The 11,737-nt window shown below is 65.2% G+C and carries 11 protein-coding genes; 8 read left to right on the top strand and 3 right to left on the bottom strand.

Features of this window, described 5'->3' with window-relative positions; translation table 11 throughout:
* Positions 1-13 precede the first annotated feature (13 nt).
* From htpG to ACFWU2_RS17685, 5 genes are all read left to right on the top strand, one after another.
* Positions 14-1,939 (top strand): molecular chaperone HtpG, encoded by a 1,926-nt coding sequence (gene htpG, locus ACFWU2_RS17705; RefSeq protein WP_378608553.1) that lies wholly within the window; start codon positions 14-16, stop codon positions 1,937-1,939.
* A gap of 129 nt (positions 1,940-2,068) precedes the next feature.
* Entirely contained in the window at positions 2,069-2,845 is a 777-nt protein-coding gene (locus tag ACFWU2_RS17700) for an HAD-IIA family hydrolase (protein WP_378608550.1), read from the top strand.
* 120 nt (positions 2,846-2,965) lie between these two features.
* A complete protein-coding gene (locus ACFWU2_RS17695; protein WP_169651315.1) occupies positions 2,966-3,493 on the top strand; it encodes a DUF6764 family protein in 528 nt (175 codons plus the stop codon).
* A gap of 223 nt (positions 3,494-3,716) precedes the next feature.
* Entirely contained in the window at positions 3,717-5,342 is a 1,626-nt protein-coding gene (gene groL / locus ACFWU2_RS17690; protein WP_378608545.1) for a chaperonin GroEL, read from the top strand.
* Between the two features lie 447 nt (positions 5,343-5,789).
* Positions 5,790-6,791: an alpha/beta hydrolase gene (locus tag ACFWU2_RS17685; RefSeq protein ID WP_378608757.1), complete on the top strand. Its 1,002-nt coding sequence runs from the start codon at positions 5,790-5,792 to the stop codon at positions 6,789-6,791.
* A 208-nt stretch (positions 6,792-6,999) separates the two neighbouring features.
* Here ACFWU2_RS17685 and ACFWU2_RS17680 read toward each other — a convergent pair whose 3' ends face one another.
* On the bottom strand, positions 7,000-7,989 hold the full coding sequence (locus ACFWU2_RS17680) for a bile acid:sodium symporter family protein (RefSeq protein ID WP_378608542.1): 990 nt from the start codon (positions 7,987-7,989) through the stop codon (positions 7,000-7,002).
* An 84-nt stretch (positions 7,990-8,073) separates the two neighbouring features.
* On the opposite strand from ACFWU2_RS17680, the gene ACFWU2_RS17675 reads away from it, so the two are divergent.
* Positions 8,074-8,982: a LysR family transcriptional regulator gene (locus tag ACFWU2_RS17675; protein WP_378608539.1), complete on the top strand. Its 909-nt coding sequence runs from the start codon at positions 8,074-8,076 to the stop codon at positions 8,980-8,982.
* Here ACFWU2_RS17675 and ACFWU2_RS17670 read toward each other — a convergent pair.
* A complete protein-coding gene (locus tag ACFWU2_RS17670) occupies positions 8,949-9,149 on the bottom strand; it encodes a PspC domain-containing protein (RefSeq protein ID WP_378608536.1) in 201 nt (66 codons plus the stop codon). The genes ACFWU2_RS17675 and ACFWU2_RS17670 overlap by 34 nt on opposite strands.
* A gap of 181 nt (positions 9,150-9,330) precedes the next feature.
* Here ACFWU2_RS17670 and ACFWU2_RS17665 point away from each other — a divergent pair, with 181 nt between their 5' ends.
* Complete coding sequence (locus ACFWU2_RS17665; protein ID WP_378608533.1) at positions 9,331-10,188, top strand: nitroreductase family protein; 858 nt, start codon at positions 9,331-9,333, stop codon at positions 10,186-10,188.
* A gap of 23 nt (positions 10,189-10,211) precedes the next feature.
* On the opposite strand, the gene ACFWU2_RS17660 is transcribed toward ACFWU2_RS17665, so the two are convergent.
* Complete coding sequence (locus tag ACFWU2_RS17660) at positions 10,212-10,433, bottom strand: hypothetical protein (protein WP_378608531.1); 222 nt, start codon at positions 10,431-10,433, stop codon at positions 10,212-10,214.
* Positions 10,434-10,696: 263 nt separating this feature from the next.
* On the opposite strand from ACFWU2_RS17660, the gene ACFWU2_RS17655 reads away from it, so the two are divergent.
* A complete protein-coding gene (locus tag ACFWU2_RS17655; RefSeq protein ID WP_378608527.1) occupies positions 10,697-11,737 on the top strand; it encodes a patatin-like phospholipase family protein in 1,041 nt (346 codons plus the stop codon).

Here is an 11,737-nt window from a genome sequence, read left to right as displayed (position 1 = left end):
GAAGGGGACAAGAATGAGCACACACGTCGAACAGCGTGAGTTCCAGGCCGAGACGCGCCAACTGCTCGATCTGATGATCCACTCGATCTACTCCAACAAGGACACATTCCTTCGTGAGTTGATCTCCAACGCCTCCGATGCGCTCGACAAGCTCCGGCTCGAGTCCTTCCGGGACAAGGATCTGCAGGTCGACACGTCCGACCTGCACATCGAACTCGAGGTCGACAAGGCGGCCCGCACCCTCACGGTCCGGGACAACGGCATCGGCATGACGCGCGACGAAGTCGTCGATCTGATCGGCACGCTTGCGCGTTCGGGCACCGGTGAACTGCGGCAGAAGTTGCGCGAGGCCAAGGACGCCGCCGCATCCCAGGAACTGATCGGCCAGTTCGGCATCGGTTTCTACGCCTCGTTCATGGTCGCCGACAAGGTCACGCTGGTCACCCGCAAGGCGGGCGAAGCCTCGGGAACCAGGTGGGAATCGAGCGGGGAATCCACCTACACGATCGAGACCGTGGACGACGCCCCGCAGGGCACGTCCGTCACCCTCCATCTCAAGCCGGAGGATGCCGACGACCACCTCTTCGACTACACCTCGCAGTGGAAGCTCGAGGAGATCGTCAAGAAGTACTCCGACTTCATCGCCTGGCCGATCCGTATGGAGGTCACGCGCACCACCAAGGGTGAGGACGGTACCGACGAGGTCAGCGTCGAGACCAAGACCCTCAATTCGCAGAAGGCGCTGTGGGCGCGCTCGCGGGACGAGGTGTCCGACGAGGAGTACACCGAGTTCTACAAGCACGTCGCCCACGCGTGGGACGAACCGCTCGAGATCATTCCCATGCGCGCGGAGGGGACGTTCGAGTACCAGGCGCTGCTCTTCATTCCGAGCCATGCGCCGTTCGACTTGTTCGCCCGCGAGCGGACGACGGGCATCCAGCTGTACGTCAAGCGCGTCTTCATCATGGACGACTGCGAGGATCTCGTTCCCGAGTACCTGCGGTTCGTCAAGGGTGTGGTCGACGCGCAGGACCTCTCGCTCAACGTCTCCCGCGAGATCCTTCAGCAGGACCGGCAGATCCGCGCGATCCGCCGTCGCCTCACCAAGAAGGTCCTGTCGACGGTCAAGGACATGGCGACCCAGGACGCCGACAAGTACCGGACCTTCTGGAACGAGTTCGGCCGCGTCCTCAAGGAAGGCCTGATCTCCGATACCGACAACCGCGACACGCTCCTCCAGATCGCGTCCTTCGACTCGACGGCGAGTGACGACGAGCAGACGACGCTCGCCGGATACGTCGAACGCATGAAGGACGGCCAGGACGAGATCTACTACATCACCGGCGAGTCCCGGCAGCTGCTCGAGAGTTCCCCGCACATGGAGGCGTTCGCGGCGAAGGGCATCGAGGTGCTGCTGCTGACCGACCCGGTCGACGAGATGTGGGTGACGTCGGTTCCCGAGTACGACGGCAAACCGTTCCGGTCTGTCGCCAAGGGCGAGGTCGATCTCGACACCGAGGACGAGAAGAAGGCGGCCGAAGCCGAACGGGAGGAGCAGGAGAAGGAGTTCGGTGACCTGCTGACGTGGATGAAGGACACCCTCGACGAACACGTCAAGGAGGTGCGGCTCTCGTCACGCCTCACGACTTCGCCCGCCTGCATCGTGGGCGACACCTTCAGCATGTCGCCGGCCCTCGAGCGCATGTACCGGGCATCGGGCCAGCCGATCCCGCGGACCAAGCGCATCCTCGAACTCAACGCCGAACACCCGCTCGTCTCGGGTCTTCGCACGGCACACGCGGAACGCAACGACGATCCCGCGCTCGCCGAGACCGCGGAACTGCTGTACGGGATGGCGCTGATCGCCGAAGGCGGTGAGGTCGAGGACCCGGCGCGCTTCACCCGGCTTCTCGCCGACCGCCTCGCCCGCACGGTGTAAGCGCCGTAAGGGGCGGTGTAATCGGGCCCAGGGGGGGGCGGTGTAATCGGGCCCAGGGGGGCGGTGCGGAACCGACGATCCGCTCCGCCCCCCTGGCTCTGCCCCGAACGTCATCGATAGGGTCGGTTCATGAGTGACGTGGGTGGAGTTCTGTTCGACATCGAGGGCGTGATCGTCACCTCGTGGAAGCCGGTGCCGGGGGCTGCCGACGTGCTGGCCCGGTTGCGTGAGGACGGCGTGACCCGGGCATTTCTCACCAACACCACCTCGCGCACGCGCGCCGCGATCGCGGGCACGCTCACCGATCTGGGAATGCCGGTCGACCCGGACGAAATAGTGACGGCTGCGGGGCTCACCGCAGAATATGTTCGGCAGACCTACCCGGGCCGGCGCTGCTGGGTACTGAACGAGGGCGATATCGAGGACGACCTCGAGGGCATCGTGCAGGACGATGCCGATCCCGAGGTCGTCGTCCTGGGTGGAGCAGGTCGTCATTACGACCACCGCTCGCTGAGCAGGGTCGCGGACCTGATGCTCGGCGGAGTGCCTGTCGTTGCGATGCACCGGGCGATGTCGTGGCAGACGGACGACGGGTTGCGCCTCGACACCGGGTCGTACCTTGCCGGACTCGAGGAACTGACCGGCCGGACGGCGGTGACGGTAGGTAAGCCCTCGATGCGTGGGTTCCTCGTCGCGGCGGACCTGATGGGCGCGGAGCCTGACTCCATCGTCGTGGTCGGTGACGACCTCGCGGGTGAGGTCGTTCCCGGCCAGCGACTCGGAATGACCGGAGTTCTGGTGCGTACCGGGAAGTTTCGCCAGTCGGTGCTCGATCTCTCGGTCGACGAGCCCGACCACGTGATCGACTCGGTGGCCGATCTGCCGGCACTGCTCGACGCCCTCTGAGGAGGCCTGCCCACCTGTGAGGTGGTTCCTCGCGCCCGGCCGGTGTGATCGGTACCCTACCGCCGGGGGATCAGCCCTCACCGTCTCCTGTGGAGGCAATCCAGCGCAGAGGAGTGCTCTTTGTCCATTCGATCCTTCCGTTCCGTTCTCTCCGGCCGCCGTGTCGCACGCGCCGGTGTGCTCGTCGCCCTCGGAGTGGCGTCGGCTGCCTTCATGGGGACCGGGACCGCGGCGGCCGCTCCGGTGACGTGCCTGTCTCCTCCGTCCGCAAACCAGATCCTCGTCTCGGACGCCGCAAGCTGTGGCGCGACGGCCGCTCCCGGCGCTACGGCTCGCGCGTCGGCTGCCGACAGCGGCACCGCGGTGTCCGTCGCGGAGCGAGGGGGAGCTGCCGAGTCCCACGCAACCGGATTCGGCACGGCTCTCAGCGGGGCAGCCGACGGAGGCCGCTCCTACGCGTACGCGCTCGGCGGCGGGCTGAGCCATTCGTGGGCCGAGGGCCCGGCGATGACGGTATCGGTCGCGGGCTGGGGTTCGGGCGCGACCGCCGATACGACGGGCGTGACCTGCGTGGGTGCCCAGTCGTTCGCGGTCAATACGGCGACCGGTCAGTGGTGCGCCGTGGGTGTCGGTTCTACGCGTCGATAATTCTCTTCCGCGTTTTTCCGCTGCACTGTGACGGGGGTGGTGAGTGCCTGTAATCTTGCACTCACCATCCCCGAGTGCTAAGAATGCACTTAGCACTCGCAACACGTGAGTGCCAGGTCGGGACGGTGAGACCGGGAATTAACGACACTCCCTGGTCGTCCGTCGCGGGCACTGAACCCGGCCGGCAAGCGTGTCACCCCCATACCCGGAGGATCACTTCGCAATGGCCAAGATCATCGCGTTCGACGAAGAGGCTCGTCGCGGCCTCGAACGGGGCCTCAACAGCCTCGCCGACGCAGTCAAGGTGACGTTGGGCCCCAAGGGTCGCAACGTCGTTCTCGAGAAGAAGTGGGGCGCTCCCACGATCACCAACGATGGTGTCTCCATCGCCAAGGAGATCGAGCTCGAGGACCCGTACGAGAAGATCGGCGCCGAGCTGGTCAAGGAAGTCGCCAAGAAGACCGACGACGTTGCGGGTGACGGCACCACCACCGCCACCGTGCTCGCCCAGGCGCTGGTGCGCGAGGGTCTGCGCAATGTTGCAGCAGGAGCGAACCCGCTCGGCCTCAAGCGCGGCATCGAGAAGGCCGTCGAGGCTGTCACGGCCCGGCTGCTCGACACCGCCAAGGAAGTCGAGACCAAGGAGCAGATCGCTGCTACCGCCGGCATCTCCGCCGGTGACCCCGCGATCGGTGAGCTCATCGCCGAGGCCATCGACAAGGTGGGCAAAGAAGGCGTCATCACCGTCGAGGAGTCCAACACCTTCGGCCTTCAGCTCGAGCTGACCGAGGGCATGCGCTTCGACAAGGGCTACATCTCCCTCTACTTCGCCACTGACGCAGAGCGTCAGGAGGCAGTGCTCGAGGATCCCTACATCCTGCTCGTCAGCTCCAAGATCTCCACGGTCAAGGACCTGCTGCCGCTGCTCGAGAAGGTCATCCAGTCGGGCAAGCCGCTGCTGATCATCGCCGAGGACGTCGAGGGCGAAGCCCTGTCGACCCTGGTGCTGAACAAGATCCGCGGCACCTTCAAGTCCGTCGCGGTCAAGGCTCCGGGCTTCGGCGATCGCCGTAAGGCTCAGCTCGCCGACATCGCGATCCTCACCGGTGGCGAGGTCGTCAGCGAAGAGGTCGGTCTGTCCCTCGAGACCGCCGGCGTCGAGCTCCTCGGCCAGGCACGCAAGGTCGTCGTCACCAAGGACGAGACCACCATCGTCGAGGGCGCGGGCGATCCCGACGCCATCGCCGGTCGCGTCAACCAGATCCGCGCCGAGATCGAGGCGTCGGATTCGGACTACGACCGAGAGAAGCTGCAGGAGCGCCTGGCCAAGCTGGCCGGTGGCGTCGCCGTCATCAAGGCCGGCGCTGCGACCGAGGTCGAGCTCAAGGAGCGCAAGCACCGCATCGAAGATGCCGTGCGTAACGCCAAGGCAGCCGTCGAAGAGGGCATCGTCGCCGGCGGTGGCGTTGCACTTCTGCAGGCCGCTCCGGCTCTGGACGAGCTCAAGCTCGAAGGTGACGAGGCAACCGGTGCGAACATCGTTCGCGTCGCCCTCGAAGCTCCGCTGAAGCAGATCGCCTTCAACGCCGGCCTCGAGCCCGGCGTCGTTGCCGAGAAGGTTCGCAACCTGCCCGCCGGCCACGGCCTCAACGCCGCGACCAACGAGTACGGCGACCTGCTCGCTGCCGGCATCAACGACCCGGTCAAGGTCACCCGCTCGGCACTGCAGAACGCAGCGTCCATCGCGGCTCTGTTCCTGACCACCGAGGCCGTCGTCGCCGACAAGCCGGAGCGCAACGCTGCTCCCGCAGGCGACCCGACCGGCGGCATGGGCGGCATGGACTTCTGATCCAGCCCCCGGCATACGCCAGGTAGTCCTCCGCGAGGCCCGAACCCATCTCGATGGGTTCGGGCCTCGCGGCATGTCCGGAGCCTCTTCTGTTCCTGATGCGTTGGGCAGGAACGCATTCGCGGGATTACCGAGTGGACGATCTGCACAACTCGTGGCCGGTGAGTGCCCGCGCAGAGGAGTGCCCGCGTACTGGACGAGTAGCTCCCGCCCGGCTATCGCGTCTTCCTGTTTTCGCAGCCCGAGATGGGGTTCGTACGTCGGGCCCGAAGCCTTCCTTACGGCTGCGACCCCTACGGTTGCGACTCGGAATCCCACGCACAGCCCCGCTGTCCGATTCGTTCCCATTGGGAGGTCTATGGTGTATCAATTGACAGGCCTCGACTATTCGGGGCGGTAACTCAGCGTCGCCGCTTGGCTGACGAAGGCATACGGGAGGTCGGTCGAGTGATCTCGGCGTTGTTCCGGCGAGTGATTGCCACTGTAGGGATAGGGGTGCTGGTTCTCCTCGGAGCACCGGGCATTGCTTCCGCCGAGCCTGTTTCGCATCTGTCCCGCGTCGAGGTCGAGAGCGATCGCGTCGTGGTGGCCCATGTGTACTCCGCAGCGATGGATCGTGAAGTGCCGCTGCGTGTGTACACGGCGGCGGACACGAGCGTGCCGAGTCCGACGCTCTATCTGCTGAACGGTGCCAGTGGCGGGCAGGGAGTGGCCACCTGGGATGCGCGGACGAACATGGACGAGTTCTTCGCCGACAAGAACGTCAACGTCGTTACTCCGTTGGACGGCTCGTTCACCTACTACACCGATTGGCTCGAGGACGACCCGATTCTGGGCCGGAACAAGTGGACGACCTTCCTCACTCGTGAACTGCCGCCGATCATCGATGCCGAATTCGGCACGACCGGTACCAATGCGATCGCGGGACTGTCGATGTCGGGGACTTCGGTTCTGAGTCTCGCGATCGCGGAGCCGACGTTGTACAAGGCGGTGGGTGCCTACAGTGGCTGCGCCGAAACGAGTACCGAACTCGGGCAACTCTATGTCCGGACAGTGGTGGAGAGTCGCGGAGAAGCGAACGCGGAGAACATGTGGGGTCCGTACGGCGGCCCCGGATGGGCCGAGAACGATCCCTTTGTCAACGCCGAGAAGTTGCGTGGCATCGATCTCTACATCTCCTCGGCTACCGGGCTGCCGGGTGAGCATGATCGTCTCGGCGCTACCTCGGTCGGCGACGATCCGGGCTTGTTGGCGAACCAGGTGGTTGTCGGAGGCGTGATCGAGGCTGCGGTCGACAACTGCACCCGCCGGTTGGCTGCGCGCCTGGAGGAGTTGGAAATACCCGCTGTGTTCGACTTCCGTCCGGCGGGAACGCATTCCTGGGGTTATTGGGAAGACGATCTGCACAACTCGTGGCCCATGCTTGCGAACGCACTCGAGTTGAGCTGAGGCGACACCCGCCCGGTGCGCTCACTTTCGAACCGGTCATTACCTTTGATGGTGATGACCGGTTCGTTGTATGACGGCGGGACGCGCTAGCGGACGTGGGATTCGCCGGCACGCACTGCGGCCATGAGTCCCGAAGTTCGGGACTCATGGCCGTCTTCGTTCCGTGGGCCGGTTCGTCTGCGTCGGACCGAACGATTCCCCGGTCTGATCAGCTTTGCAGCGCCGGCTCGGCCGATTGCTTCGCGAGCCGGGCGGCGATCGCTGCACACACCAGCAGCTGAATCTGGTGAAACAGCATGAGGGGAAGGACGATCAGTCCGATGGGTTCTCCGGGAAACAGGACCGTGGCCATCGGCAGGCCGGTTGCGAGGGACTTGGTGGAACCGCAGAAGAGGATGGCCGTCCGGTCCTCGTACGAGAATCCGAGCTTGGGGGGCGCGTACCAGGTGAGTGCCAGCACGATCGCCAGCAGGAGGATGCACACCCCGACGAGTGCAAGCAGGCGCAAAGCAGACAACTGGGTCCAGATGCCCTCGTTCATACCGCGGCTGAAGGCCACGTAGACGACGAGCAGAATCGAACCGCGGTCGACGAGCTTGAGGGGCTTGCCGTGTGCGGTGACCCAGCCCCCGATCCAGCGGCGCAGAACCTGGCCCGCGACGAACGGGGCGAGCAGCATGAGCACGATGTCCAGCACTGCCGCGGAACTGAAGGTGACTCCTTGCGTACTCATTGTCACCGCCACGAGTGCCGGGGTGAAAAGGATGCCGAGCAGGCTCGAGGCGGATGCCGAGACGACCGCACCGGGAATATTGCCACGCGCAACGGAGACCAACGCGATCGACGACTGCACTGTCGAGGGCAACAGACACAGGTACAACACGCCCAGATAGAGCGGCTCACTGAGCAGCCACGGAACGAAGACCTTTGCCGCAAGGCCGAGGAGCGGGAAGATCACGAATGTGGTCGCGAGGATGGTCGCGTGCAGCCGCCAATGCCTCAGGCCCGCCACGGCTTCCGCGGTGGACAGGCGCGCGCCGTACAGGAAGAAGAGCAGGCCGATCGCGATCTTCGATGCCCATGTGAAGACATCGAGCCCGACGCCGTGTGCGGGCAGGGCCGCGGCGACGGCAACTGTCAGCACGATACCCACAAGGAACGGGTCGAGTCGGTTGAGTAATGGGATCTTCGCCAGCATGGTTCGACGCTAGGCCATCGCAGGTTGATTCGAGAAGCCGATTACCGTGATCACTGTCATCACAGATTGTGATTGAATGCGGGGGTGTTCGATCCCGTCCACCTCCGTAGTTTTCTCGCCGTCGAAAGCGAACGCAGTTTCACGGCGGCGGCGCGACGCCTTGGCCTGCGGCAATCCACCGTGAGTCAGCATGTCGCCAAACTCGAGGCGACTGCGGGGCGCCGGCTGTTCGTGCGCGACACCCACACCGTCGAGTTGACCGCCGACGGGAGCGCGATGCTCGGTTTCGCGCGTGAGATCCTCGAGCGCCACCACACTGCCCAGCGCTACTTCACCGAATCCACTGTCAGCGGTCGCGTGCGGTTCGGCGCGTCCGACGACCTGGTACTCCACGAACTTCCTGCCGTACTCGCCGAATTCCGGCGCGGGCATCCACGTGTGGATTTCGAACTCACCGTCGGGCTCAGTGAAAACCTGCATCGCAGCCTGGAGGACGGCGATCTCGATCTCATGTTCGGGAAGCGCCGGCCCGGCGAGCGTCACGGTGAACTGATCTTCCGTGACAAGCTCGAGTTCCTCGGGGCATCCGGCTTCGTGCCGGACCCGGAAGGTCCGATACCGCTCGTCACCTATCCGCACCCGTCGCTGACTCGGGAGATCGCGCTCGACGTGCTCCAGCGGTGCGGATACGGAGCGCGGGTGACGTGCGTCGCCGACAGTCTCATCGGGTTGAGAGCCGCCGCATTGGCCGGGCTGGGTGTTGTCCTGCATGCGAGCCGGCTTCCACCGACGGGTCTTGTTCCTGTTCGGTCCGCAACCCGCCGGTTACCCGATGCCGGTCATCTCGATTTCGTGCTCGTCTCGCGCCGGAGCGTGCTCAGTGAGCCGGAGCGTGCGCTCCGCGCAGCGATTCTTGCCAACGCCGACCGGTTGGTGCGCGACACCCACCACACCGACCCTCATTCCGGCAGCAGCATCCACAGGGCGAGGTAGAGAAGCACTGCCGTGCCGCCGGTGACGAAGGCTGCGAGCACCGCGCCCGCACGGACGAGATTGACGTCCACGTCGAAGTATTCGGCGAAGCCTCCGCAGACGCCACCGAGCATGCGCTGCGACGAGGAGCGGACGAAGGGCCGGGGGTTGTTGTTCTCGAATGTCATGATTCGATCGTGCCGGTTGTGAGCCTCCCGCACATCGGGGAGGAACCCGGATCTCTACCCTGATCTTTCTCTCGGGGTGCGATCGGATGAACCAGGATCAGGGTGAGGCCAAGTATCGCCGGGCGTGATGGGGAGGCGCAGACTCGGTGTCGTCATTCTTTTCGAGAAGGAGCTCACTTCTATGTCCGGCACCGTCAGCGATCATCGTCTCGTCGCCCTGCGTCGCCGCTATGGCGCCGACGAAGCCGAACGTGTGGGCGCACGCATCGACCCCTCGCTGTGGAATGACGTTCTCGCTGTTCAGCTCGCGCACCGGTCTGTACGGAAGTTCCTGCCCGAGAAAGTGTCCGAAGACCATCTCCGTGTGATCGTTGCTGCGGCTTCGTCGGCCGCCAGCTCCAGCAACCTGCAGTTGTGGAGTGTGATCGCGGTGACCGATCGTGAACGCCTCGGCCGCATCGCGGAACTCGCCGGAAACCAGGAGACGGTGCGCAACGCATCTCTTCTGCTGGTGTGGGTCGCCGATCTGGCGCGTGCCGCCCGGTTGGCGACGAGGCGTGGCGGAGACCTCGTCAACGTGGATTATCTCGAATCGGCACTGCTCGGAATCGTCGACGCGACCCTGGCCGCGCAGAACGCCGCACTCGCCGCGGAATCATTCGGGCTCGGCACGGTATACATCGGCGCGCTCCGCGACCACCCCACCGAGCTTGCTTCCGAACTGGCCTTGCCCGACCACAGTTTCGCCGTGGTCGGGCTGGTGGTGGGCCGTCCCGACCCGGCCGGGTATCCGGAGGTCAAGCCGCGGCTCGGTCAGGACGTCGTGCTGCATCGAGAGCAGTACGGATCTGGCGCGGAGGATGCGGAGGACGAGGGAGTCGCCGCGTACGAGGACGCCATTGCGCAGTTCTACCGGGGCCAGGGCCTACCGGACAGCTGGAGTGAGCGCGTCCTCGGCCGTTTTGCCTCGCCGGGTGCGCTGGGGCACCGGGAAGGCCTTCGGCAAGCGTTGCTGCAACGAGGTTTCGGATTGGACTGAGGACTCGGGTCACAGGCAGGTGCTCAACGACAGACGACGGTGAGTCCGATTCCGCGCCAGACCTCGGTTTCGACGCGGTCGAATGCCTTGTCCTTGTGGTCGTACTCGTAGTCGACCTCGACCCGGTTCCCCTTGTCGCGTTGGTCGGTGACGACGCAGTGGCCCGACAGGTTGCCCGACCGGTTCGTGATCGAAAATGGAACGTTGCGTTCGGTGAGTAGCTCGGCCGCCGACTGCTGGCTCATGCCTACAACGACAGGAACGGTTTGTGCTGTGGCAGTGCCGGTTCCGAGAGCGACTGCTGCCGCGCCGGCGAAGAGTGTTGCAATGACCCTGGTGCGCATGAATTCTCCCGATGGTGAGTGACCTGCGAAATCGAACACGTCGATCGTGCGCCGGACATGCACCCGAACACATCCGGGCACGTCCCCCATCTCGACCCTGAACTCGACCTCGGGGTCGAGCGGAATCCGGTCCGATGCGGGCGGATCTGCGTACGATCGGGTCCATGGCGGGACGAACGCGAGTGGCGCTTGCGCTGGGGAGCGGGGGCGCCAGGGGGTATGCGCACATCGGCGCGATCCAGGTGATCGAGGAACGCGGTCTCGAAATCGTGGGTTTGGCAGGCGCTTCGATGGGTGCGCTGGTCGGAGGTGTCTACGCGGCGGGCAAACTCGACCCGTACACGGAGTGGGCGCTGAGCCTGTCCCAGATGGATGTCGTACGTCTGCTCGACGTCTCGGTGTCGGCTCCCGGTGCCATCCACGCCGAGCGGATCCTGTCGAAGATGCGCGACATACTCGGAGAGGTCGCAATCGAGGATCTGCCGATCGCGTTCACGGCCGTGGCCACCGATCTCGCGGCGGGACGTGCGGTGTGGTTCCAGCGAGGTCCCGTGGACGCGGCGATCCGAGCGTCCATCGCAATTCCCGGTGTCATCACTCCGGTGGTGCTCAACGGCAGGGTTCTCACCGACGGAGGCACACTGTCGCCGTTGCCGATCGCACCGACCGTCGGAATGCACGCGGATCTCACGATCGGCGTCAGTCTCGCCGGAGAGGACGACGGCCGGTCGCACTCGCCCGAGAACGCGAGTTCGGAACCGCGGCCCGCCGAGGAATGGATGGGACGTTTCCGTCGTAGCGCTGCCTCGGTGCTCGACACCGACATTGTGCGATCGGTGGTCAACCGGTTCTCGGCGAGCGGCGCCGACAACGACGACTCGTTCGTGGACAAGACGGTCGTCGAGGCGGATGCCGGCACCGACGACGTGCCTACGCCGAAGTTCGGACGCGTTGCGGTGATGAACCGGTCGTTCGACATCATGCAGTCGGCCCTGTCGCGATTCCAGCTGGCCGCCTACCCGCCGGACGTGTTCGTCGAGGTCCCGCGGACCGCGTGCCGGAGTCTCGATTTCCACAGGGCCGCGGACATGATTGCTCTGGGAAGAGCGCTCACCGCGGCGGCACTCGACGAGGCCGGCATCCCGGACCCCGGCACGCGGGAGGTCGCGGCCGAACCGGCGAACGACGAGCCCGGATCGGCCTAG

This window comes from Rhodococcus sp. NPDC058639 (assembly GCF_042717545.1).
GTDB lineage: Bacteria > Actinomycetota > Actinomycetes > Mycobacteriales > Mycobacteriaceae > Rhodococcus.
Note: the sequence above shows the minus strand (reverse complement) of the source record. Positions and strands in the feature narration are given on the sequence as shown.